This is a genomic window from Halorhabdus amylolytica (assembly GCF_004944975.1).
Taxonomy (GTDB): Archaea; Halobacteriota; Halobacteria; order Halobacteriales; family Haloarculaceae; genus Halorhabdus; species Halorhabdus amylolytica.
In genome coordinates, this window is record NZ_SPQG01000004.1 from 243241 (window position 1) to 266353 (window position 23113).

At 60.0% G+C, this 23113-nt stretch carries 20 protein-coding genes and 1 pseudogene; 9 read left to right on the plus strand and 12 right to left on the minus strand.

Annotated elements, in window-relative coordinates:
- The first annotated feature begins 140 nt into the window (after nt 1-140).
- Nucleotides 141-716, plus strand: a complete 576-nt coding sequence (locus E3374_RS08055; RefSeq protein ID WP_136688561.1) for a response regulator — start codon at nt 141-143, stop codon at nt 714-716.
- A 329-nt stretch (nt 717-1045) separates the two neighbouring features.
- Here E3374_RS08055 and E3374_RS08060 read toward each other — a convergent pair whose 3' ends face one another.
- Both E3374_RS08060 and E3374_RS08065 read right to left on the minus strand, forming a co-directional pair.
- Complete coding sequence (locus E3374_RS08060) at nt 1046-3502, minus strand: DUF5059 domain-containing protein (protein ID WP_136688562.1); 2457 nt, start codon at nt 3500-3502, stop codon at nt 1046-1048.
- A gap of 192 nt (nt 3503-3694) precedes the next feature.
- The gene (locus tag E3374_RS08065) at nt 3695-4564 is read right to left on the minus strand and encodes a ZIP family metal transporter (protein ID WP_394347455.1); all 870 of its coding nucleotides are present in this window, start codon (nt 4562-4564) and stop codon (nt 3695-3697) included.
- Nucleotides 4565-4862: 298 nt separating this feature from the next.
- Here E3374_RS08065 and E3374_RS08070 point away from each other — a divergent pair, with 298 nt between their 5' ends.
- From E3374_RS08070 to E3374_RS08085, 4 genes are all read left to right on the plus strand, one after another.
- Nucleotides 4863-6368 carry a phytoene desaturase family protein gene (locus E3374_RS08070; protein ID WP_136688563.1) on the plus strand — a complete coding sequence of 502 codons (1506 nt, stop codon included), beginning with the start codon at nt 4863-4865 and terminating at the stop codon, nt 6366-6368.
- Complete coding sequence (locus E3374_RS08075) at nt 6365-7237, plus strand: prenyltransferase (RefSeq protein WP_136688564.1); 873 nt, start codon at nt 6365-6367, stop codon at nt 7235-7237. Before E3374_RS08070 ends, E3374_RS08075 begins: the two co-directional genes overlap by 4 nt.
- The gene (gene cruF / locus E3374_RS08080) at nt 7230-8114 is read left to right on the plus strand and encodes a bisanhydrobacterioruberin hydratase (RefSeq protein ID WP_136688565.1); all 885 of its coding nucleotides are present in this window, start codon (nt 7230-7232) and stop codon (nt 8112-8114) included. The genes E3374_RS08075 and cruF overlap by 8 nt, the downstream gene beginning before the upstream one ends.
- 107 nt (nt 8115-8221) lie before the next feature.
- The gene (locus E3374_RS08085) at nt 8222-8488 is read left to right on the plus strand and encodes a DUF7553 family protein (protein ID WP_136688566.1); all 267 of its coding nucleotides are present in this window, start codon (nt 8222-8224) and stop codon (nt 8486-8488) included.
- A gap of 24 nt (nt 8489-8512) precedes the next feature.
- Here the strand turns inward: E3374_RS08085 and E3374_RS08090 are convergent, their stop codons facing one another.
- Nucleotides 8513-8905 carry a hypothetical protein gene (locus tag E3374_RS08090; RefSeq protein ID WP_136688567.1) on the minus strand — a complete coding sequence of 131 codons (393 nt, stop codon included), beginning with the start codon at nt 8903-8905 and terminating at the stop codon, nt 8513-8515.
- 112 nt (nt 8906-9017) lie between these two features.
- On the opposite strand from E3374_RS08090, the gene E3374_RS17590 reads away from it, so the two are divergent.
- Nucleotides 9018-9194, plus strand: a complete 177-nt coding sequence (locus tag E3374_RS17590) for an SOS response-associated peptidase family protein (protein ID WP_282568452.1) — start codon at nt 9018-9020, stop codon at nt 9192-9194.
- A gap of 100 nt (nt 9195-9294) precedes the next feature.
- Here the strand turns inward: E3374_RS17590 and dgoD are convergent, their stop codons facing one another.
- From dgoD to E3374_RS08110, 3 genes and pseudogenes are all read right to left on the minus strand, one after another.
- Nucleotides 9295-10446 (minus strand): galactonate dehydratase, encoded by a 1152-nt coding sequence (gene dgoD / locus E3374_RS08100; RefSeq protein WP_136688569.1) that lies wholly within the window; start codon nt 10444-10446, stop codon nt 9295-9297.
- A gap of 496 nt (nt 10447-10942) precedes the next feature.
- Complete coding sequence (locus tag E3374_RS08105; RefSeq protein ID WP_136688570.1) at nt 10943-11392, minus strand: universal stress protein; 450 nt, start codon at nt 11390-11392, stop codon at nt 10943-10945.
- A 266-nt stretch (nt 11393-11658) separates the two neighbouring features.
- A pseudogene (locus tag E3374_RS08110) lies at nt 11659-12306 on the minus strand (IS6 family transposase).
- Between the two features lie 185 nt (nt 12307-12491).
- Between E3374_RS08110 and E3374_RS08115 the strand changes: the two are divergent.
- On the plus strand, nt 12492-13160 hold the full coding sequence (locus tag E3374_RS08115; protein WP_136688571.1) for a hypothetical protein: 669 nt from the start codon (nt 12492-12494) through the stop codon (nt 13158-13160).
- Between the two features lie 13 nt (nt 13161-13173).
- On the opposite strand, the gene E3374_RS08120 is transcribed toward E3374_RS08115, so the two are convergent.
- The 6 genes from E3374_RS08120 to E3374_RS08145 form a co-directional block, all read right to left on the minus strand.
- Complete coding sequence (locus tag E3374_RS08120) at nt 13174-13869, minus strand: hypothetical protein (protein WP_136688572.1); 696 nt, start codon at nt 13867-13869, stop codon at nt 13174-13176.
- Nucleotides 13870-14013: 144 nt separating this feature from the next.
- Nucleotides 14014-14895: a carbohydrate ABC transporter permease gene (locus E3374_RS08125; protein WP_136688573.1), complete on the minus strand. Its 882-nt coding sequence runs from the start codon at nt 14893-14895 to the stop codon at nt 14014-14016.
- A 54-nt stretch (nt 14896-14949) separates the two neighbouring features.
- The gene (locus E3374_RS08130; RefSeq protein ID WP_136688574.1) at nt 14950-15918 is read right to left on the minus strand and encodes a carbohydrate ABC transporter permease; all 969 of its coding nucleotides are present in this window, start codon (nt 15916-15918) and stop codon (nt 14950-14952) included.
- Nucleotides 15919-15988: 70 nt separating this feature from the next.
- Entirely contained in the window at nt 15989-17647 is a 1659-nt protein-coding gene (locus tag E3374_RS08135) for an ABC transporter substrate-binding protein (protein WP_136688575.1), read from the minus strand.
- Nucleotides 17648-17907: 260 nt separating this feature from the next.
- Nucleotides 17908-19074: an ABC transporter ATP-binding protein gene (locus tag E3374_RS08140; RefSeq protein WP_136688576.1), complete on the minus strand. Its 1167-nt coding sequence runs from the start codon at nt 19072-19074 to the stop codon at nt 17908-17910.
- A 302-nt stretch (nt 19075-19376) separates the two neighbouring features.
- Nucleotides 19377-20024, minus strand: coding sequence for a class II aldolase/adducin family protein (locus tag E3374_RS08145; RefSeq protein ID WP_136688577.1), 648 nt, complete (start codon nt 20022-20024; stop codon nt 19377-19379).
- Between the two features lie 284 nt (nt 20025-20308).
- Between E3374_RS08145 and aldA the strand changes: the two genes are divergently transcribed.
- Both aldA and E3374_RS08155 read left to right on the plus strand, forming a co-directional pair.
- Entirely contained in the window at nt 20309-21757 is a 1449-nt protein-coding gene (gene aldA, locus E3374_RS08150) for an aldehyde dehydrogenase (protein WP_169051805.1), read from the plus strand.
- 213 nt (nt 21758-21970) lie between these two features.
- Nucleotides 21971-23113: a TIM barrel protein gene (locus tag E3374_RS08155; protein WP_136688579.1), complete on the plus strand. Its 1143-nt coding sequence runs from the start codon at nt 21971-21973 to the stop codon at nt 23111-23113.

Genomic DNA, 23113 nt, shown 5'->3' on the forward strand with positions numbered 1-23113 from the left:
GGGGCACTCTAGCTATACAGACCCTGTCGATCGACACCGGCCGTCGCTCGATCGGCTTCGGTGTTGCTGGCGGAGTGAACGGTGTTCGACGTCGCTCGAAGGACCGACATTTATAGGCGGTCGCCGTAGAACTGTGATCGATGGGTGCCCACGAGGAACTCCCGCGAGCACTAGTGGTGGACGACGAACGGGAGGTCGCGGACGCGTACGCACTCCGCCTGCGGGGGCTCTGTGACGTCGAGACTGACTACGACGGCGAGGCGGCACTGGAGACGGTCCGGGATCGCGAGATCGACGTGATTCTCCTCGATCGTCACATGCCCGGCATGTCCGGCGACGACATCCTCGCAGAACTCGCGGCGATGGAGTTCACCGGACGGGTCATCATGGTCACGGCGATCGATCCCGACTTCGACATCCTCGATATGCCGTTCGACGACTACCTCTGTAAGCCGGTCGATCGCGAGGACGTCCGGGCGGCCGTGACCCAGCAGTGTACCATTCTCGGGTACGCGACACTGGGGGAGTACTTCAGTGTCGAGGCGAAGCGACGGGTCATCGCAGCCGAACTCCCAGCCGAGCAGCGGGATTCCCACGAGGCCTATCAGCGCAAGCAGGACCGGTCACGGCAGCTGGAACAACGCGCGCGCCGACTTCTCGACGAGACGACGAACCTCCTCGACACCTTCGACGAGATCGCGCGGGAAAGTGGATGAATCCACCGTCAACACACCGAGGGAGTCCGCAGGGTCGGGTGGGGATTGAAAACCGGTAGACGCGTGGGAGGGTCCAATATGCGCATGCCCGCCTCCGAGCCCGGCGGGCAAGGACAGCTACGAGGCGATGGGTCATCAAACAGTGAAAGTATTTCCGAACGAGAAACGTCGTGTTCAGGGATTCCCACCACGCTGCGTGACTTTGGGATAATGTTCGGCTGTGCCCAGTCTGGACGAAATACCGCCGATGCCCGCGGCTGACGGACCACTCGCGACCGCTGGGCGAAGAATGACGTGGCGAACGCGTGAGTTCGGGGCCGGCGGGACGATCACTCGACGACGACGATTCCGGTCATCCCGACGAGTTCGTGGGGGATACAGACGTATTCGTGCTCGCCCGTAGTTTCGAAGGTGTGGACGTAGGACTCGCCGGACTGGACGGCACCCACCCCGTTCTCCCAGCCCTCGCGGGCGGCCGCTTCGTTCTCGAAGGCCCCGGAAGCCCAGTACTCGGCGTTCTCAGGAATGCCTTCGTCGAGTGCCGTGACCGTGTGGGGTTCCCCACCGACGAACTCCCAGGCGACGGTATCGCCGGTCTCGACAGTCAACTCCGCCGGCTCGAAGGCGGCGGCCGTCATGTCGACGACGTGATCGACGTCTCCGGGAACGCCTTCGGCGACGTTCGGCCCGCCCTGGTATTGCGTTTCACTGCCGCCGGATTCGCCGCCACCACCGCCACCGGCGCTGCCGACACTCGAACCGGCCAGGTCCAGGTTCAGCGGGACATCCTCGACAGCGTCGACCAGCGCGAACTGGGCGTACAGCGCCGCGTCCGCGAACGACGCGGCGGTCCCCTGAACGTCACCACCCTCGTCCAGCGCGGTGATGAACGCTTCCAGGTGGCCCTCGAACGTCTCGTAGGCGTTGTGGTCGGACTCCTCGAGCAGTTCGTGGACGCGGGCCTCCTCGAAACTCCCAAAGGCGTCCTCGGCGACGGCTACGGCCACCTCGCGCTGTGGTCCGCCCGCGCTCTCGACGACAGCGTAGGCCGAGGCGATCACCTCGGCATTGAAGTTCTTCGCGGGCGCGTAAACGTCTTCGCCCCCGTCGGCCGCTTCGATCACTGCGCCGATGCTCTCCTCGAAAGCCTCGTAGGTCTCCGCGTCGGCGTGCTCCAGAGCCTCGTGGTAGCCGCCGGGATTACCCTCGAAGTGCTCGAAGACCCCCTGTGCGATGGTCGCCGCGCGGTCGGCCTCACCGAGCGTAGCCAGGACCGCAGCGTCGAACGCGCGAGCGCTGACGAAGGCGGACTCGGCTGCACTCACCGCGGCCGTCCCGCCGGCAGTCGTCGCGAACGCAAGCAGCGTCGCCTGGACGCCCTCGTAATGAGTCCTGACGGCCTCGTCGTCCTCGGCCTCGAAGGCCTCGATCACGCCCGCGAGATGTTCCTCCTCGAAGCGGTGGTAGAGATCCTCGCTGACGGACTCGACGGTCTCGTGAAAGTCGAGTTCGTTCCCCTCGAAGCGCTCGAACAGCCCCTGGGCGATCGAGGCGGCCTCGGCGGGCTCGCCCAGGCGGTACCGTTCGCGCGCATCGGCGAGCCGAGCACGGAAGAACGCAGCCTCGACCAGTGGGGCGTTCGAACCGGCCAGGGCCCCGATCCCGGCGACGAGATTCGAGTCGACCGTGGCAGCGGCGTCCTCGATCGCGCCTGCATTGCCCTCCTCGATCGCAGACTGTAGCTCCTCCAATCCGGACTCGAAACCCTCGTAGGCCTCGCCGTCGGCCGATTCGAGCGCGTCGTGGGCCCGCGCACCCTCGAAGTGTGCGAAGACGTCCTCGACGACCGTCGCCGCGCGGTCGGTCTCGCCGCGCGCGCCAAGCCAGGTCGCATCCGTGATCCGGGCGCGAGAGCCCGTGAGGGTCGCGGCGTGAGCGATGCCGGTCGAGGGACCACCCATCGCGGCCAACGTCGCGCCATCCCAGCCACGGGCCTGCGCGACCGCGATTTCCCCCACCCCGGCGGCGACATCGCTCTCGGCGACCGCGTAACTCCCCTCGATGGCCGCCTGGATCGCCAGATCGGCGTTCGTCGTCGATTGCTCGGCGTTCCCGGAGCTGGCGGCCGTCACGACGCCGTCGAGACCGCTCTCGACGGTGTCGAGAATCGCCCCATCGGCGTCCTCAAGCGCACTCTGTGCTGAACTCCCCTCGAACCGCTCGCGGGCGTTCTCGGCGACAGTCCGCGCGGCCTCGAAGGCCTCGATGTCCACGAGATAGGACGCGTCGTCGATCGAGAGGGCGAGTCGCTGGAGGGCAAAGGCGTTGGCCGCCGCGTCGTCGACGAGGGACTGCTGGACCGTCTCCAGATGCGACGTGGCGGTGTCAGCCGCTTCGTGGGCACGCCCAACGTCCCCGGCGTCGAGTCCCGCCGTCCGAAGGGTCCCCAGTGCCGCCTCGAACTCCTCGTAGGCCGTCTCGTCCGTCTCCTCTAGCATCTCGTGGGCACCGTACTCGCCTGTCGCACCCTCGAAGCGCGCGAAGACGTTCTGGGCCACGTCTGCCCCCTTCCCGGCCGCTCCAGCCCGCCCCAGCGTCACGGCGTCCCGGATGCGTGCGCGCATGACGTTCCACTCCGCCGCGACGGCAAACGATGCATCGTGTTCGGGGGCCGAACCGCCATCCGTCCCGTCGGTCGTCCCGCCGATCTCGGCACAGCCGGCCAGCCCGGCGGTGGCAAACAACGCCGCTCCCTTCGTCAAGACCGCTCGTCTACTCGGTGCCATGGATTTTAGGCTAGCCTAAACAGTGATAAGTGCGTCGGTTTTTAGGCAAGCCAAAACGAGGAGTCGATAAGCCCGCCAGTCGCCCCGCACAGGCAAGACCCATCGAATCGAGGTCAACCCGGACACGTGCCGGAATTGTGAGAATTACGGAAGTACGAGGAGAAAGCTCCGTCGTTCAGGGCGGGGAGGATGTCAAGCGACGAGTACCCAGGCAATCACCACGGCAATCCCGCCGAGCGTCGTCGAAAGTACCGACTGGACGCGCAGCCGATCCAGCAGTTCGTGTGACGTCTCGGTGACGCCCGCAGCCTGATCGATCTCGCCGCCGACCTCACACGAGGGGAGAAAGTCCATCGCGACGTGGAGGAACACGCCAGCCGCGAACCCGAAGACGACGGCGTTTATCGTCGGTGTGTTGGGCAGTGCTACCAGCGCGACCGGGAGTGCAGTCAGTCCAACGCCGGCAGCGGGCAACAACAGTGGCACAGTGGACTTCCCGTCGAGTGTGAGTCGACGAGCGGCGGCGTAGCCGGCCGGACCCTTATGGGAGACGATCGCCACACCGAGTAACAAGCCGAGTTCCGGCATCTGCCCGTAAATGACTCCGATGATCAATCCCGCAGATAGCGCGTGGGCGGCCAGTTCTGTCGCCGTCGTGTCCATCGGAAGATCGAGATGGGAGAGTCGATGGCCGATCGTGTGGGCGTTGTAACCGGCGAGGATCCCGGCGGCGATGCCGAACCCACCCAGTCGCGGGTCCTGACCGATCGCCTGGGGCACGAGAAACGCCGCGGCGCTCGCCACCATCGCGCCGCTGGCGAGTCCATAACCCCACACCAGTCCGCGGGGATGTCGATCACTCGAGAGGGTTCCGACGATCGCTCCGCCGGCCATCGCGGCGAAGGCGACCCAGGAGATCACGACGAGTTTCCCGAGTCCGTCCCCCGAATCGGGCCAGACAATCGCCAGGACCGTCAGTCCGACCAACAATGCCGTCGAAATCGTGCCGAGAAGCGTCTCTATCCGGGAATTATTAAGGTACATCCCGAGGTTAATACCCATCGGGCGAGCATTCCGGATCGACAGATATCAACGTGTCGGTGTGGGGGGACAGTCGACAGGTCAAGCCCCCGGGCATCGCCTCGACAACCCATCTCCTCGCGCCCCTGGCTCACCGGTTCGCCAGCAGCGATTGCGGTCCCACCGATCAGGAGAGCGAGGACCACCAGACCGACGGCCAGTGGCCGGAACCGGTCTGTCGTACCCATTGTCGGCAGTGCGACCCTGTCGGGGAAAGGTGTTATCGCCGATCATTCCCCGTGCCGACATTTAAGCGGCTGCCGGTCGTTGGTTGGATCCGATGACTGATTCGACGAACGCGGACGTAACGATCGTCGGCGGGGGATTCGGCGGACTCTCGGCCGCCTGCCACCTCGCCGAGGCCGGCGCGGACGTCACGATCCTCGAGAAGAACGAACAGGTCGGCGGCCGGGCCAGTCGCCGCGAACGCGACGGGTTCGTCTTCGACATGGGGCCGTCGTGGTATCTGATGCCCGAGGTGTTCGAACGCTTCTTCTCTCACTTCGACCGGGAACCCGAGGAGTACTACGAACTCGAACGGTTGGCTCCCCACTACAAGATCTACTTCAAGGATGGGGACGAGGTGGATATCAGCGCGAATCGCAACGAGAACCGCGAACTCTTCGAGTCCTACGAGGAGGGCGCAGGCGAGGCTTTCGAGGAGTACCTCGCGACGAGCCAGCGCCACTACGAAACCGCGATGGAGGATTTCGTCTACGAGTATCGCCCCACCTGGCGCGACTGGATCGACCCCGCACTCCTCCGGGCCACACCCGTCGGCCTGAAACTCCTGGGATCGATGCAGGGCCACGTCGAGGACTACTTCGAACACCCGAAACTCCAGCAGATCGTCCAGTATACCCTCGTGTTCCTCGGCGGCTCGCCGAAGAACACGCCCGCAATCTACAACATGATGAGCCACGTCGACTTCAATCTCGGCGTCTACTATCCCCAGCCAGTCGATGGCGGCCCCGGTGGGATCGGGGCGGTCGTGAACGCGATCGTCGATCTCGCCGGGGAACTGGGCGTGACGATCGAGACCGACACAGAGGTCACAGAGATCACGCGTCGCAAGGACGGGTTCCTCGTCGAGAGGGTCGACGGCGAACAACGCCGCCCCGATGTCGTGGTCGCAAACACCGACTATGCCCACGCGGAGCAGGATCTCATGCCCGGACACGAACGCCAGTACGACGAAGCGTACTGGGAGAGCCGGACTGACGCACCCTCGGCGTTCCTGTTATACCTGGGTGTCGAAGGTGACCTTCCGGAACTGGCTCACCACACGCTCGTCCTCCCGACCGACTGGGACGATCACTTCGAGGCGATCTTCGACGATCCGGCATGGCCCGACGATCCCTCCTATTACCTCTGTGTCCCCTCGAAGACCGACGACGACGTCGCGCCCGAGGGCCACAGTAACCTCTTTGCGCTGGTGCCGATCGCACCCGGTCTACCCGACGACGAGTCGATCCGCGAACGCTACCGTGACGACGTGATCGGCGACATCGCCGAGCAGACGGGTATCGACCTCGAAGACCGGATCGTCGTCGAGGAGAGCTTTTGCGTCTCGGACTTCGCCGAACGGTACAACGCCCGCAACGGCACGGCGATGGGCCTGGCACACACCCTCCGCCAGACGGCGATGTTCCGGCCGCCAATCGAGTCCGCTGCGGTCGAGGATCTGTACTTCACTGGCGGCGACACCACGCCCGGCGTCGGCGTCCCGATGACGCTGATCAGCGGCGAACACGCGGCGAAAGCGGTACTCGAAAACGCTCGATGACGGCGGCTGAATCCTCGGGAACGGGGCCGATCGACCGCCTCACGCACTTGCTGGTCCTCTCTCGCCCACGCTTCTGGCTGTACCTTGCCGGGCCTGTCGTCGTGGGCGTCGTCTACGCTGCCGACTCGACGTCCGAGTTGCTCACCCCGCTATCAGTCGCGCTGTTTGCGTACTTCCTGGTCCCCGCGAACGTCTTCCTCTACGGTGTCAACGACGTCTTCGACGCCGACGTCGACGCCGAGAATCCGAAGAAAGACGAGGGACCGGAGGTCCGTTTCACCGGCGACCGCTGGATCGTCTTCGCAGTGATTCTCTCTGGACTACTCGCGCTCCCGTTCGCCCTCGTCGTCGGATCCGCGGGCAAGTTCACGCTCGCGGCATTCCTCGTCCTCGCCGTCGAGTACAGCGCCCCGCCGCTTCGATTCAAAACCACGCCCGCCCTCGACTCGCTGTCGAACGGACTGTACGTCCTGCCGGGCGTCCTCGCGTTCACCGCGGTCGCGGGTGACCTCCCGCCGACACCGGCGATCGTCGGCGGGTGGCTCTGGACGATGGCGATGCACACTTTCTCGGCGATCCCCGACATCGAACCCGACCGCCGGGCCGGCATCAGGACCACTGCGACCGTCCTCGGTCGGCGTCGGACCTACGTCTACTGCGGGAGTCTCTGGGCGCTGGCCGCCGGGGCCTTCGCCCTGGTCCACCCGCTTTTGGGCGCAGTCCTCGCAGTGTACCCGCTCGTGCAGGCCGGAATCGGTCTCTCGGGCGTCGCGGTCGAGCGCGCTTACTGGTGGTTTCCAGCGATCAATACAGTCGTCGGGATGGCACTCACGATGGGCTATCTCTGGAGGCTGATGTACGGTGGTTGAGTTCGACCGCCGCGCACTGGAGAGACGACTCGACGCTCTCGTGGCCGAGAACCGCTTCACCATCGCAGTGGTCTTCCCCGCGATAGGTGCCGTCATGCTCGTCGCCAGCGCCGAGGGCTGGTTCCCACCGTTTCTCGAATTCAACCCCTATCTGGTACTCTTTGGAACGGCCGTGATGCGCCTGCCGCTGATCGCCGGGGTCGCGCCGCTGATCGATCGTCGGGCCGCCATCGCGATCGCCGGGCTGACACTCTACACCTACGGGATCGAATTCGTGGGCGTGCTGACTGGGCTTCCGTACGGCAACTTCGAGTACGTGATCGACCTCGGACCGATGTTGCTGGATACTGTGCCCGTGGCGCTGCCGATCTTCTTCTTCCCCTTAGTCCTGAACGCGTATCTGCTCTGTCTGCTCTCACTCGGCGACCGTGCCGCGCTGACCCGAATTCGACTGCCGGCAGTCATTGCGACGGTCCTCGCGATGGACCTCGTACTGGATCCGGGCGCTGTGGCACTGGGATTCTGGGAGTACGCACCCCCGCTCGCGGGTGACAGCCCTTGGGCAAGTGCGACCGCAATCCACTTCTACGGCGTTCCACTGTCGAACTACCTCGGGTGGGTGCTGAGCGCGAGCGTCGCAGTCCTCGCTTTCGACCTGGGCTTTCGCCGGGTCGGATTGCTCGACCGACTGGAGCGGACGGCGTTCATGCTCGATGACCTGGTGAGCTTCGTGATCCTCTGGGGAGCGATCAACGCCTGGTTCGGCAACTGGCTGGCAGTTGCCATCGCCGGCCTGTTGGGCGCCGGCCTGCTGGCGACCGACCGCTTCGACTTCGCGGTCCGGGAGACGGTTCCACTGGTCGGTTCCTGGCGGTGAGTCCGAATCTGCTCGCGTTCGGACACGGGTACGTCTATCGTCGGAGATACCGTGCCGTCTTTGCCACTGGCGTTACACCTTTCCAGACTCCCCTGCCACCTCGAACCATGACACGAACGGAGCTTGCGTCGGCAAGTGACTCGCTCACGACGGCAGCCGACAGCACCGACACCAACGCCGATCGACTCGCGGATCTTGCGGGACAGCTCGACCAGCTGGCCGAGGCGGACCGCGGCCCGGACCACGGCCGACTCGCGCGCATCCAGACCGCCCTCGACGAAATCCAGGAGGAAGTCGACGACGAGACGGCGGCGACCATCCAGGACGCCCGGACGGAGATCAGCGAGTACCGGGCGACTGTCGACGGCGTGTAGGACCAAGCGGATAGCAGGTATCACTCACGCCGAATCGCCGGCCCCATCGATCCACCGTTCGACGTGCAATTCACGGTCGCTGACGTCGGTGAGTCGTTCGAAGAACCGACGTAAACCGGCGGATTCCGTCGCCGGGAGAACGTGTAACTGGAGTGCCCCGTCCCGAATCGACACCCGGAAAACGTCGCTCGTTTCCTCGTCACGGACCAGATAGACGACCATCGGAAGATCGTGGAAATCACCGTGCCGATAGGGACCGCCCTCCAGAACGTCATCGAGGAGTTCCCGAAGATCCAGCCCGTCCGTTTCCGTGGGTTCGAGCCGGAAGAGAACGGTACCCTCATAGGAGAGACGACCCGCCCGATCGTAGGTTCGGCTGGGGCGGGCCGGGATCTCGAACGAGGGAGGATGTGTCATGCAGACAGGGATTGCTTGGACGGCCCGGGATTTGAACCCACGGACTGTTTTTGGTCGGCCAAGCCGTATGCGGCCGCATGTGCAGTCGTTATGGGGGAGTTCACACGACCGGATGCCTGTGACCCTCCCACCGGATCGAGAGCGGGAATGGCCGTCCGTCGATCGAGAGACTGCAGTTTCGCTACTCGAACCCACACCGCCCGAAGCACTCCGGGTCGATCCTGTCTCGCAGGCCGTCAACAACCCGACGAACGACGGCCCCGGACTCCTCACGCCGATCGACGAGTGAGCGGATCGCTATCGAAATTGTCCTGACAGATAACTTCGTCCCGACGGACATCCCAGAAGGTCAAAATGGGAGGTCGAAACCCCTCGATGACAGGGATCGACTACCACTCAGCGAGACTTCCGTCGTCGTGGTACCACAGCGGCATTTGCCAGTTTACATCCTCTTCGGCCCGTTCCTGTACGTATTCTTCGTCGATCGAGATTCCCAATCCCGGCTTTTCAGGCGCAGTCACGAACCCATCATCGAACTCGAAACATCCGGGATCATCCAGGTACGCCAGGCGATCGTTGTTTGTCGGAGCATGAATATCGAGGTGTTGGGATAGCATGTGAACGTTCTGTGTGGCTGTCGCGACCTGAAGACCACTCGCAAAGGAAATAGGACCGAGTGGACAATGAAGAAAGATGCCGATATCGTAAGCTTCCGCCATCGTGGAGATGCGATGTGTTTCAGTCAGTCCACCCGAATGTGACGGGTTCGGCTGAATGAGATCCACCGATCGATCCGAGAGGACCGTTCGATATTGCCATCGCGTGTACAGTTGTTCGCCCGAGGCAAACGGTGTCCTGGTGTATTGTTTCAATCTATATAGATGATCGACATACTCCGGTCGAAGGGGATCCTCGTAGAACATCGGATCATACCGATCCAGTCTCTCCATGATCGGTTTCAACATCGACTGAGACACGCGACCCCTGAGATCGACGGCAATGTCGATCTCATCGCCGACGTGCTCTCTCGTGATCTTCAGCGCCTCGGAAGCGTCATCGAGAACTGAAGGATCCTCTATATATTTCATCCGAGATATCGGGACGATTTTTATCGTATTGTAGCCGTTTTCCTTGGCTCGGGCTGCTGCAGCCGCGATCTCAGACGCTTCGTCACCCCCAATCCATTGATACGTTTCGACTTGATCTTTGACGGCGCCACCCATCAATTCGTATACAGGTGTCCCGTAGTGCTTCCCTTTGATGTCCCAGAGGGCTTGATCGATACCGGAGATCGCACTCATCAATATCGCACCCCCTCGGAAGTGCTTTCCACGGTACATCGCCTGCCAGTGACGATTGATCTCCAACGGATCCTTCCCCATCAAGTACATCTCGACAATGTCTGCTACTGCGGCCGAAGACGCACGGCTATTTCCCTCCGTGACTGGTTCCCCCCACCCAACGATCCCTTCATCGGTGATCAACTTGAGAAAAACCCACCGTGGCGGAACGTTGTATAGTTCGTAATCGACAATCTTCATACGAATTAACCGAAAGCCAAGCACTTGGATTTATGGAATATGATCAACTAACGAATATACTCATGAATATTGAATATGTGCGTATGTGCCAATGAATGTGGAAGACCCAATCGTAGTTGATCAAAGACAGCGGCAAATGGTTGTATGAACCGGGTACGATGAGCGCGTTTCTCGTCGAAAGCGACCTCAACTAATTCGTCGACCAGATCGGATCCTGTCAGTCCCCTATCACACCGTGAACTGTCGTTGAAAACCATCACCGTCCCTTAACACTCAGGCATCTATATTATATTGAGAATTTATATAACGAGTGAGCTCGGTCGAACACCCGGGTCAATGATCGATTCAGATACCGTTTAGATCGTTCCACGTTTGTGATGCTACCGAGGACCGATAGTCAAACTGATGGGTTCCAAGACTCGATAGTGGTTGATCCCAGCCGCTCGAAAATCAGTTGCGGTCGAACAGGAACAAATATAAATGAAACCGAAGGTGTCTATTCGCCCTTGACGAACGTCACTGGACAGTGTGCTTCAAGCATGATGTCCTGAGCGACGCTTCCGAAGACTGCTTTGCCACTCGGTGACCGCTTGCGTCCGCCAACGACAATCCGGTCGGCATCGACCTCGGTCGAGAGATCGACGATCTCTGTGGCGTGATCCCCTACTCGGCCGCGGATCCCGTATTTAACGTCGGCTTCGTCGAATGCATTGGTGAGTGTCCGAACCGCACCGTGTCGCTGAGCGACGTCGTCCGGGTCTGCTTCCGATATATTCTCGAAATCTAGCCGATCAACCGTGTTTTCGAATTCTTCCGGAGTAAACACGTGTGCGATGACGACTTCTGCATTCGACGGTGTGGCTATCTCCAGGACTGCTTCTGCGAGTTCGTCGATACGATCGCTATCTTTCGGCCCGATAGCCAAAAGGATGGTTTCCAGTGTCATGATGAAATCTACGTTTGTATTACTATACAGGAAACTATTTAAATATTTTCATCATATTTCAGATCACGTTATACCACAGAAATTTACGATGGCTTGACCCTTCGATTGATATTATCGAATTCTTATCTATCCAATCGACATCAACATTTGTCTACTAGTCGTCAGGAAGTTAGAACTAGTTGTGAGGGGCCTTCCTATATGATTCAATGAAGATATTTGGGTCGTGTTCAAATACGCTGGTTGCACGCGAACACGACCGATCTGAGTCAGTCGTCGGCTGTTTCTGCCGTGGTACGACTCGAATAGTTTGAGAGCGAATACGTTCTACGTTTTATCTCACAAAATATACGTTCGACACTGTTCCGATTTCCGTGGCGTTCGACGCTGAAATCGATGCCGTGTCGATTGCAGGCGCCTTTCATTGACTGCGATCCATCGATGAGAAACACGGGGTAACGAGACGCGAAGCGTCTGGTTTGCACACCAGAAATCAGAGATTTCTGGGACGTCCTCGACGTCGTGTTTCTCACGCAATCCCTGGAAAACGTATGAGCGATAGCGGGGCTGATCGTCGGTTCAATCCTCATGTGAAGCAATTCAGTTGTTTCGGGATCGTCGGCAGCGGACAACCAGTATTTTTCTCGTCGAGTCGGATCACGGTTTACTCGACCACAACGTGATCCGGACGGTGTCCAATGTCGAGCTAGACCGGCTTTCTGAACCCAGTTGTGAACAGTCGAACGAGCGCGTTAGACACCAAATATTTCAAAAATTATAACATTATCTGAGATAGATAATACAGCCGGATATAGTCGAATATTGAACGTCATCAGAGATCGCGGTGTCACCTCGCGCTTCAGAAACGCGACATGGATCTGGTCGGCACTACCGCCGAGGGGTGTGTTTTCGGGTATAAACACAGCGAAAACGTCACGCCTCACTCTTCAATCCGCAACTGGACACCATCCTGATTCGTAAAAGAAATTTATCAATTCTCTCGATGCGACCAGGATAGGACTGTTCTTCGACGGTCACCCAGGGTTGACCAGTCGGGTCCGCCGATCGGAAAAACCTTGGCCCTTTACACAGAAGACGGAATATGGAATACGCCGATACGGTAGTGCGAGCGGTTCGACTCTCCGTCCGAAACCCGTTCGCCATTTTACTAGTCAGCGTCGGCGTGAGTGTATCGCTGCTCCCGTTCGTAACTGGTATACTCGTCGCCGGAACGCTCGGAGCGATCGTCGGGCTCTGGACAACCTCTTTGCTCCTCGGATTCGTCAGCGTCGGTGGCGCGCGCATAACCGCCACCGTGTATGAACGCAGGGTCTCGATCGGGACGAGCTACTTCTGGGAGGGTGTCCGAGAGGGATGGGTAATGGGGTTGGCCATCGGAATTGGGACATTCTTCGTTTCGCTGTTCGCCCTCCTGCTTTCGATGAATACTCTCGGGGGTGCCCTCGGAATGAGTATCATCATGTTCGGGGTGTACGCTCTCTTGGCCTGGTATGTGTTGGCGTTGTTCGTCCTCACAGTATGGGGCGCTTCCGACGGTCCCGATGGGATCGAGGCGTCATTCCGGCAGGGTGGCATCGTCCTCGTCGAGCACCCGATCGCTGGCCTGTGGGTCCTCGTCCAGACGATCGGATGGACGCTCCTCAGCATTCCACTAATCATCGCGCCAATCTTGCTCCTCCCGGGGTTTGTCCAGCTCGTCGCCACTGCGATAATCCGACGAGCTATCGAGAACGGGGAAGACGAGTCCTGAGAGATGGGACGGATCAGACGTCCTCGTCGACGATAGTTCCGACGGTCAAGTCACCGGCCTGCGCGATATCGGTCGCAATCCGGGCCGCAATGAGGCCCAGCGCACCGGGGAGGAACACGAAAACCGTGACGACCGTCAGGCCGGTTGCAAGAGCCACGAGGAGCGACACGAGCGCGAAGGCCGTCCCGCGAAGAGGAGCAGTGACGAACCGGAGAAACCCGGCTCGAAGGGCCGGTCGAAGCGCGCTCCCGTTCCCCAGTTCGGGAGATGCCAGCCCGACGACGAGGTACCATAACACGAGCGGGAACCTCGCGAAACCGGCCACAAACGGCCGATACGTGCTCGGCGCCAGATTGGGCAAGACGACGGCAGCGACGATCGCTCCGAACGTCACTACGCCGAGCCCCATCCCGACGCGGGGAGACCTGATCGCTGCCTCGAGACTGGGACGGACCTCGATCTGGGTGCCCCTGTCGATGACTGTGGTAGAATATCGAAAGAGTCCGACGAGTGCGATACCCACCAAGAGACAGGTTGCCCACAGACCGCCGAGGATCCCCGATACAGATCCCACCGCGAGCGACACAACAAGAGGAATAACGGTGAACCAGACGATGAGAGAGAACATCACGATCCCGACGAAGTTGCGGGCGACCACACGGACCATCCGATTGATCGCCTGTCGATATCTTTCCGTTTTTTCGGACATCGTTGTTCGTTTCGTTCTCTCGATCCCCCTCAGTTTGAGAGTGTCGATACAGTGGAATCGTCACTCGATCTCTACGGGGTTCTCCGGTCAATGACCGAGCTTCCGGACCGGTTCGCCCCGAGAGGGTGCGTCAGAAGAGTACAGTTATCCTTTGAGGCCACCGACAGTAAACCCGCGCACGTAGTAGTCCTGCAATGCGTAGAATATGATGACCATCGGGACCAACGCGATAGCAGCTCCGGCCATCAATGGTGCCCAGAGGGTCCCCGTCCGACCGGTGAAGAAGCCCAACGCGACCGGCATGTTGTACAGTGCCTGGTCACGGGTCAACACGAGCGGCCAGAGGAACGTCCGCCACGAAACGATGAACGTCACGACCCCGAGAGTCATGAGGGCCGGCTTCATCATCGGGACGACGATCCGCCAGAACACGCCAAAGCGCGAACAGCCGTCGATGAGCGCGGCGTCCTCAAGGTCGGACGGAAGGGTTTTGATGAACTGGCGCATCAGGAAGACACCGAATCCGTTGAACACGAGAGGCAGGATCACACCAACCCTGGTGTTCGTCAGGCCGAACTGGTTCAGCCAGGTGTAGAGAGGAACGAACAGGATGACTGGAGAAACCATCAGGGTTCCCACTACGATGAGGAATGTGGCGTCGCGTCCCCGGAATTTCAGGCGAGCGAACGCGTAGCCGGCCAGCGTGTCGATGACCAGGACAGTCAGGGTCGCCCCGCCAGCGTAGATGAGCGAGTTCATGAAGAAAATAGCGAAGGGGGTATCGAGTAGGGCAGTGTTACCCGTCCAGACATTGATGTAATTCTGGAAACTCCAGGCCTCGGGGATGAGTTTCACCGGGAAAATCGGAGCCCATCCATTGCCCATGAGTGAGAGTAGCATCATCACCACGTATGGGCCTGCGGTAAAAGCCGCTAAGACGAATAAATAGCCGTGTGCGGCGAAACGCTCCATGCGCCCCCGGAGGGTTCCTGGTGGTTCGAAGAGCAGTTCGTGATCATCGCTCATCGTCGATCACCTCTTGGTTTATCGTGTTTATATGCATGAATTCTTGTATCCAGGTCATTGGTAGTACTCCGCGTTACTCTGGAGCGGCTTGTAGAGGAGCAATGCGATGACCACCGTGACGACGAGCATGGCCATCGCCGTCGCCGACGCGCGGCCGAACTCGTTGAACGAGAAGGCCAGTTCGTACACGAGATAAGAAGGAACCATCGTCGCGTCAAGAGGGCCTCCGCCAGTCATGACGAATACCTGCGCAAAGCCAAGTCGGGTCACCATGATCAGCTGGATCACCACAAGGAACAGTGTCGTGGGCTTCATCAACGGCCAGATAACGTACCGGATCTTCTGCCATTTATTGGCGCCGTCAATCGCAGCCGACTCCATTACCGAGGGTGGAAGCCCAGAGAGGGCTGCTAAGTAGATAAGCGTCGAGAGACCGTATGCCCAGATAAGAGACATGATGACCGATGGGAGCGCGAAGGTCGTACTCGACAGGAAGGGGATGTATTGCTCAATGAGTCCGAGATTAAGTAAAAGCGAGTTGGCAATCCCACCTTCAGTAGGGAAGAGGAAGAGTCGCCAAACGATTCCCCAGATGATCGGGGGACCGGCGACCGGGACGATGAACGCAACCCTATAGAGTGCACTCCCTCTCAACTTCTCTCTGAGAAGGAGAGCCGTCGTGAATGCGAAAAAGAGGTTCGTCGGGATCTTTACGGCACCGATGATAAGAACGTTCTTCAGCGATATCCACCACGTGCCGTAATTCATCAACCAAACATAGTTCTCAATTCCAACGAACTCCCCTGGAAGGGCTAACAGCGTGGATTCGGTGAAGCTCAGGTAGACACCGAATACCATCGGAAATCCGATCACGAACAGGATGACCAGTACCTTTGGAAGGGCGAACAACCATCCCTCGATGGTCTCCTGCTGGTGAAGGGAAAGTGATTCTATGCTGAGCCGACGCTTCAAAGACTGCACGGCGTCGGGTGAGACTGATCCAGACTCAGTTTTGGATGCCATGTATCGAGGTCTGTTTACCTTCAGGATGATTACTTGTTACGGTGGAAGATGAGACGAATATTCTGGACCCTTAATTCGATCCAGCCTTCGGCTCTGGCTTGTTCCAGCCGATACTGTCCTCGGCGACTGTGGTGCCTTCGACCTCTTTGACCACATTCGCCCATTCGGTCTCTGCCTGGGTGAGCGCCCGCTGTGGGTTCCGGTTGTTGCTTTGGGCGAGTTGCTGTAGCGCTCCGCCCATCGCCTGCCCGACCCGACCGCTCCCGATTCCCGTCGGAGAGTTCCGCACGGGCGCACCTGCCTCGGTCGTCTTGATGTCGGGCCATCGGCTCTTGATGGTGTCATAGAGTTCCTGGTAGTTCCGGTAGGACTCGTCGATCCGATCCATCAGTGCTTTCCCGCCTGTCTGCTCTACGAAGTCAGAGACGCCCTCCGATTCCATGAGTTCGTAAGCACCCCGGTTGGGAACCGACTGCGAGGAGACGTTGAACCACTTGTACTGGTTCCGAGCGTTGTTGCGGAACTTGATGAACTCCGCGGCGGCCTCGGGCTTCGCCCCGACTTCCTCCTTGAACGTCGTCATCGAAATGACGAGGTTCCCGAGTCCGGCCTCGTACATCAAGTAGTCGTTGCCCCCCTTGGTCGGGTACGGGATGATCTCCCAGTCGATCTCTGCATCTTGGCCGAACTGTACCCTCGAATACGTGGTGTGCGATAAGATCCCAATCTGTCCGGCCGCGAACGGTTCCTGGGTCTCCAGGAAGTCGTACGCCATCGGATTGATCGTCCAGCCTTCCTCGATGGGCGTCCCCCAGAAGGTGTTCCAGGCTTCGAGATCAGGGGTAGACGCTGCCGTGAGGACGTAACTGTCGTCCTGACGCTGGAAGGCGTTCCCGACGAGTTCCCCGGCGGTTCGATCCGGCCCCCCGAGATAGTTCACCCACTCGGTCGTATGGGCGTCTTTGAGGCCGAGCCCGGTCCCGTTGACGGTCGTCCCATTGACAGTCGTCCCATCGATCGCTTCGACAGCATCGAGATACTCCTGCCAGCTCCAGGTGTCAGATGGGAGCTCACCCAGCCCGGCGGCCTCCCACGCGTCGACGTTCACGTAAAGCAACCCCGGTTCGAGCCCGGAGATGAAGGGCGCGCCGACGACACCGCCATATTTCGCTCGTTGGGTAGCCAGGTCCTTCTCGTAGAAGTCGCCGAGCCACTCGTCACTGACATAATCCTCGATGTACACGTACGGGGCTTCTTCTTCGATCGTGCTTCGGTCTTTGCCTGCCGTATCGTAGTATTGGTTGGTGAACGTCCAGGCGACATCTGGGGCATTGTTGCTCCCGATGGCCGTCTTTACCTTTGTCCGGTGGTCGCCGAAGGGATTTGTCACCTGCTGTACCTCGATCCCCATGTCTGCACCCGGACCACTGTTGAACTCTTCTACGATCCTGTCTTCGCCCTCGTTCGATGGATCGGTCGAGTGTGGCCACCGCCAGTACTCGATGGTGGTGACGTCCTGAACCGCTCCCGTCGTCGTGCCGGTAGAAGTCATGCCATCGGAGTCACCCCCACTGTCTCCCTCGGTCGTAGTGTCGTCACCGCCACAGCCAGCGAGTGCGGAAATACTGGTCGCGCCCGCGAGCCGTAACCAGTTTCGGCGGGTGACTCGCCGTCCCGATCCCGTGGATATGTCTTTCGACGTATTCTCAGCACTCTCGTTTTGTGCCATATTGGCGAATGTCTTTAGCAATGTATATAAATGTTTCTATGAATGTCTCAGATAGGACTCAGATTAGTCGCAGAACCATCATTATATTTCAAACGCTGAGGAAGGGAATGCCGAGTCAGAGCGCGATCGAACGTCGTGACCGATGACAACCACAGTCGGAACGGCGGAAAGAAGTCACCATGAGTACTGTTGACGTGGATACAAACCCCGTTTATCTCGAACGAATTACTGACAGTTGTATCCAAACACTACCCGAAGAGTTACGCTTCGGTCTTCTCGGTAGTCGATTCGTCTTCCGTCACGAACGCATCGGCTGCTGGCGCGCCTCGGTTGATGATCGCGTCGCCGGTCTGTGAGTCGAACAGATGAATCTCGTCGACGGGAAACGCGACGGAGATGCGATCGCCGGGTTCGAGGTCGGTAGAGCGATCGACCGCGATGGTCGCCTCCTTCCCGTTTATGTCGGCATACAGATACGTGACGTCCCCCAGGGGCTCGACGACTTTGACGTCGATCGTGAACCGATCCTCGCCGCCTTCGGCCGCGTCTTCGCTAAGGATCTCCTCCGGGCGGATCCCCAGGACGTACTCCGAACCGTCGCCGTCGATCTCGCGTTCGATCTCCGGTGAGATCGTCACGTCGAAGTCTTCACTCATCAGCACGCTGTCTCGGAGTTCGACGTCGAAAAAGTTCATACTCGGCGAGCCGATGAATCCGGCGACGAACTGGTTGGCCGGTTCACTATAACACTCGTCTGGCGAGCCAATCTGTTGGAGTTCCCCGTCGTTGAGAACCGCGATTCGGTCGCCCATCGTCATCGCCTCAGTCTGGTCGTGGGTGACGTAGACGGTCGTCACGCCCAGATCCTGCTGGAGGTCCTGGAGTTCGGTTCGCATCTGGGTTCGTAACTTGGCGTCGAGATTCGAGAGCGGTTCGTCCATGAGGAACACTTCTGGATCACGGACGATCGCTCGCCCGAGCGCGACGCGCTGCTGTTGGCCCCCGGACAGTTCGCTCGGTTTCTTCTCCAGGAGGTCTTCGATCCCCATGATCTCCGCCGCCTCGTTCACCCGGTCGTCAATCTCGTCGTTAGAGAGATCCGTCGTCATCCGCAGACCGAACGACATGTTCTCCCGGGCTGTCATGTGCGGGTAGAGAGCGTAATTCTGGAACACCATCGCCATGTTCCTGGCTTTCGGCTTCTTCTCGATGACGGATTCGCCGTCCAACAGGATATCGCCCCGTGTCGGCTGCTCCAGGCCAGCAACACACCGGAGAGTCGTGGTTTTCCCACAGCCAGATGGACCGACGAGAATCAAGAACTCGCCGTCCTTGATTTCGGCGTTGAACTCGTCGACCGCAACGATCTCTCCCTCGTCGGGATCGCTGAAGATCTTCGTGAGGTTATCTAGTTCGAGCGTCCCCATACGTACACAACTGCCACAACATGTATAAGTATTTTTCGTCTGCAGATTCGATCATGGTCATTTTGTCTAGGGCAGTGGCGTCGGTTTGTCGAAGACGATCGGAAGGAAAGAGACGGCTACGTCCGCTCCCCCGGGTTATCACTCGTCGAGATCCCGCAACGCTTCCCGAATCAACGAGTGCGTCGTAGAACGGTTACCACACCCAAAAGCAGGATCAAGACTGCGGTGTAACCAGTTCAATGATCTTCCTGTTTCCACGGAAATCCCTCCTTGTAAAACCGCCAGACTGTCGGCCGACGAGCTCAGAGTTCGGCGTCGGGGTCCTGTAACCGCTGGATATCGGCGTCGTCCATCGGAGGAACGTCGCCGAGAGTGGCAGTCCGGTGATAGATGCTCGCGTTGCTCTCGATGGCGAGAGTCCGTTCGAGTGCTTCTGGCAGGTCGCCACCGATCGTGATAAGTCCGTGATGTCGGATGAGCACGGCCCCGGCCTCTTGGACCGCGTCGCTCACGGCCTGGCCCATCTCCTGACTTCCGGATGGCACGTAATCGATGACTGGAACGTGATCGCCGACAAAATACGCCTGATCGACGTGGACGGTCGGGATACTGTCTTCGAGAGCCCCCAACGCTATCGCGTTCTTCGGATGGGAGTGGACAACGGCGCGAGAGCCTTCGACGACATCGTGGACGTTCAGGTGCATCGGCGTTTCGGAGGACGGTTCGTATCCCGAGGGCGACTCGACGACCGAACCCGACCCGTCGATGACCAGCATGTCTTCCGGAGTCATCGTATCGTAGTTGATCTTCGACGGCGTGATCACGATCCGATCGTTCTCTCCCGCCGGTCGGATGCTGACGTTCCCTGCGCTTCCGGTATTTCGTACGACACCGTTCGTGACTAAATCAGTACACGTACGGAGTACCGTCTCCCGTTCCTCCTCGAACATACTCCGAGATCACAATGCGACCATATGAATTTTTTGAAAGCCGGATCTTCGATCCGAGCTTTCCGGGCCGTTTTCCATGACTGACGGGACCTATCAGTGGCGACCCCTGCCTCGGAACGGATCTGCCTTCTTCTCTCCCCTGGGATGAAACGGGGGCATGACACTAGCAGTCCTGTCACGATCGGCCCCGATCGAACGGCGTTTGGCAGTCGACGGATTCATCATGATCTACAAAAGTAAATATTAAATATGAGGGACGGGTTGAGACTATCTGGATTCACATGATGCCGGAGAACAGCCACTTCATCGACGGACAGTGGCACGAGGGCGAGGGAGACAGTATCGCGGTAGAGAACCCGACGACAGCGGAAGAAATCACGACAGTCAACAACGCGACCGAAGGGGAAATCGAGGAGGCCCTCACGGCGGCCAGGTCGGCTCAAGTAGCGTGGGGACGCCGGCCGCCCGTCGAGCGGGGAGCTTTGCTCAGGGAGACCGCCTCTGTGATCGCCGAGAACGTCGAGGAGTTGTCGGACCTGTTGATCGAAGAGCAAGGGAAAACGCGAAGCGTCGCCGAGTTCGAGGTCAGCGCCACGGCCGAATACGTCCGCTATATGGCTGATTGGGACCGCCGGATCGAGGGGGAAATCCTTCCGAGCGATGATCAGGGCGAATCGATCCATCTCGTTCGCAAGCCCTACGGGGTCGTCGGCGCGATCATCCCCTGGAACTTCCCGTTGTTCGTCCTGTTCCGGAAACTGGCTCCCGCGCTGGTAGCCGGGAACACGGTCATCGCCAAACCGAGCGAGGAGACGCCGCTGTCGACGCTTCGGATGTGGGAACTTGTCGAGGAGGAGGTCGACTTCCCCGACGGTGTCGTGAACTTCTTGACCGGAGACGGCAGCGTCGGCGAAGGGATCACCAGTTCGGACGTCCTCGATCTGATCTCCTTTACGGGTCACCGTGACACGGGGATCGCCATCGCACGCGAAGCGGCCAAGGACCTGACCGAGACGCAACTCGAACTCGGCGGGAAGGCCCCGGCGATCGTCTGGAAGGACGCCGATATCGAAAAGGCGGTCGAGCGCATCCTCAAGGCGAACACCTCCTTCGCCGGCCAGCTCTGTACCAGCGTCGAGCGGATCTACGTTCACTCGGACGTACAGGAGGAGTTCGAACGGACGTACACGGACGCTGCCGAGGACCTCTCGGTCGGGGACCCGGCCGAGGATCCCGACATGGGGCCCCACGTCAACGAGGCCGAACTCGAAAAGACCCGGGACGCGGTCGAACGCGCCCGCGAGGAAGGCGCGAAGATCCTCACCGGCGGGGGACCGCCCGCGGACCGGACGAAGGGGTACTGGTACGAGCCGACAGTCGTGACCGACATCGATCAGGACTCCGTGCTGATGGACGAGGAGATCTTCGGCCCCGTCAGCCCGATCGTGTCAGTCTCGTCGTTCGACGAGGTGATCGAGTACTCCAACGAGACCGAGTACGGCCTCTCGGCGTACGTCTACACGGACAGTTACAGTACTGCGATGCGTGGGGCACACGAGATCGAGTTCGGCGAAGTGTACGTCAACCGGACGCTCGGCGAGGCTCTGCAGGGATTCCACACCGGCTGGAACCAGTCAGGCAACTCCGGCGAAGACGGCAAACACGGCGCGCTGAAGTACACTCGACTCAAGACCGTCTACCACAACTACGGCGACGGCGAACCCGGCTGGTGATCGGCCGACCCTGCCACCGTCGGATGCGGTCCAATCCCGCTTCGACTCGTCTCTTTGCGCGCGGACGCTTTCGTTCACGCCGAGATTGCCAGTATACCCCCAAATCTCCTGAGACAGCCAGTGTACCCCGAATCCCCTGAGACTGCTATTGCACCCCAAATCCCGAAGATATATTATACAGGATACGGAATCTGGAAACTACGGAGGAACACCATGCAAGACCTACCCACGAGTGCGTTCGGCGACGATCTTGACGACTTCGAGATCGAGATTCCCAGCTGGGGACTCGGTCGTGCGGGCACACGATTCGAAACGTATACGTCCGATTCCGAGCCCGACACGATCGAGGAACGGATCGAAGCTGCGCGCGAAGTGTACGAGTACACCGGCCACGGGAAAACCGTCTCGCTGCACTTCCCCTGGGACGGCTCGACGCGTGAAGACGTCGAAGCCGTCCGCGGCCTCCTCGAAACCGAGGGGCTACGGGCGGGCGCGGTGAACGCGAACCTCTTCACGATGCGCGAGAACGCGACCCTGGACGACCGTCTCCGATACGGCAGTCTCATCTCGCCATATCCGGACGTCAGGGACGCAGTACGGGAACACATCTACGAGTGCATCGACTGGATGCGCCTCTTAGACAGCGACACGTTGATCCTCTGGCTGCCGGACGGGACGAACTCGTTCGGTCAACTGTCGTTTTTCGACATGTACGATCGGGTCGCCGACCAGCTCGACGAGATCGAGGACGAACTCCGGGACGAGGAGGAAGTGCTCGTCGAATACAAACCGTTCGAGCCGGCGTTCTACGCGACTGCCATCTTCGATTGGGGATCGGCACTGTCGTTCTCCGAGGCGGTCGGGGAGTCGGCGTCCGTCCTCGTCGACACCGGCCACCACCTCCAGGGAGCGAACGTCGAACAGATCGTGGGCTACCTCTCGAAGCTGGATGAACTGGGCGGGTTCCACTTCAACGACAGCAAATATGCTGACGACGACCTCGTGACGGGCAGTCTCGATCCAGCCGAGGTGTTCCGCATCTTCACGACGCTACGGGAGGCCGACTCGCGTGGATTGCTCGACATGCACGACGTCTCGTACATGATCGATCAGGCCCACTACGTCCGAGATCCGACGGATGCGATGATCGAGTCGGTCGAGAACGTGCAACTCGCATACCTGCGGTCGGGCCTCGTCGACTTCGAGGAGCTACACTCCTACCAGCAAGACGCCGACATCAAAGGGGCGGAGGCCGAGATCTACTCGGCGATGCGGACGGACGCCCGTCCCGCCCTCAAGGAGTGGCGCGAGGAGAACGACATTCCGACTGACTGGCGGGACGCCCGGTCGGAGTGA

What these genes read in the sequence shown, in the direction of transcription:
- E3374_RS08090 (WP_136688567.1), bottom strand. Translation starts at nt 8,905, where the DNA reads ATGACACATCCTCCCTCGTTCGAGATCCCGGCCCGCCCCAGCCGAACC.
- dgoD (WP_136688569.1), bottom strand. Translation starts at nt 10,446, where the DNA reads ATGAAGATTGTCGATTACGAACTATACAACGTTCCGCCACGGTGGGTT.
- E3374_RS08120 (WP_136688572.1), bottom strand. Translation starts at nt 13,869, where the DNA reads ATGTCCGAAAAAACGGAAAGATATCGACAGGCGATCAATCGGATGGTC.
- E3374_RS08145 (WP_136688577.1), bottom strand. Translation starts at nt 20,024, where the DNA reads ATGTTCGAGGAGGAACGGGAGACGGTACTCCGTACGTGTACTGATTTA.
- E3374_RS08055 (WP_136688561.1), top strand. Translation starts at nt 141, where the DNA reads ATGGGTGCCCACGAGGAACTCCCGCGAGCACTAGTGGTGGACGACGAA.
- E3374_RS08065 (WP_394347455.1), bottom strand. Translation starts at nt 4,564, where the DNA reads ATGGGTATTAACCTCGGGATGTACCTTAATAATTCCCGGATAGAGACG.
- E3374_RS08125 (WP_136688573.1), bottom strand. Translation starts at nt 14,895, where the DNA reads ATGAGCGATGATCACGAACTGCTCTTCGAACCACCAGGAACCCTCCGG.
- E3374_RS08130 (WP_136688574.1), bottom strand. Translation starts at nt 15,918, where the DNA reads ATGGCATCCAAAACTGAGTCTGGATCAGTCTCACCCGACGCCGTGCAG.
- E3374_RS08155 (WP_136688579.1), top strand. Translation starts at nt 21,971, where the DNA reads ATGCAAGACCTACCCACGAGTGCGTTCGGCGACGATCTTGACGACTTC.
- E3374_RS08140 (WP_136688576.1), bottom strand. Translation starts at nt 19,074, where the DNA reads ATGGGGACGCTCGAACTAGATAACCTCACGAAGATCTTCAGCGATCCC.
- E3374_RS08075 (WP_136688564.1), top strand. Translation starts at nt 6,365, where the DNA reads ATGACGGCGGCTGAATCCTCGGGAACGGGGCCGATCGACCGCCTCACG.
- E3374_RS08070 (WP_136688563.1), top strand. Translation starts at nt 4,863, where the DNA reads ATGACTGATTCGACGAACGCGGACGTAACGATCGTCGGCGGGGGATTC.
- E3374_RS08060 (WP_136688562.1), bottom strand. Translation starts at nt 3,502, where the DNA reads ATGGCACCGAGTAGACGAGCGGTCTTGACGAAGGGAGCGGCGTTGTTT.
- E3374_RS08135 (WP_136688575.1), bottom strand. Translation starts at nt 17,647, where the DNA reads ATGGCACAAAACGAGAGTGCTGAGAATACGTCGAAAGACATATCCACG.
- aldA (WP_169051805.1), top strand. Translation starts at nt 20,309, where the DNA reads ATGCCGGAGAACAGCCACTTCATCGACGGACAGTGGCACGAGGGCGAG.
- E3374_RS08115 (WP_136688571.1), top strand. Translation starts at nt 12,492, where the DNA reads ATGGAATACGCCGATACGGTAGTGCGAGCGGTTCGACTCTCCGTCCGA.
- E3374_RS08105 (WP_136688570.1), bottom strand. Translation starts at nt 11,392, where the DNA reads ATGACACTGGAAACCATCCTTTTGGCTATCGGGCCGAAAGATAGCGAT.
- E3374_RS08085 (WP_136688566.1), top strand. Translation starts at nt 8,222, where the DNA reads ATGACACGAACGGAGCTTGCGTCGGCAAGTGACTCGCTCACGACGGCA.
- E3374_RS17590 (WP_282568452.1), top strand. Translation starts at nt 9,018, where the DNA reads ATGCCTGTGACCCTCCCACCGGATCGAGAGCGGGAATGGCCGTCCGTC.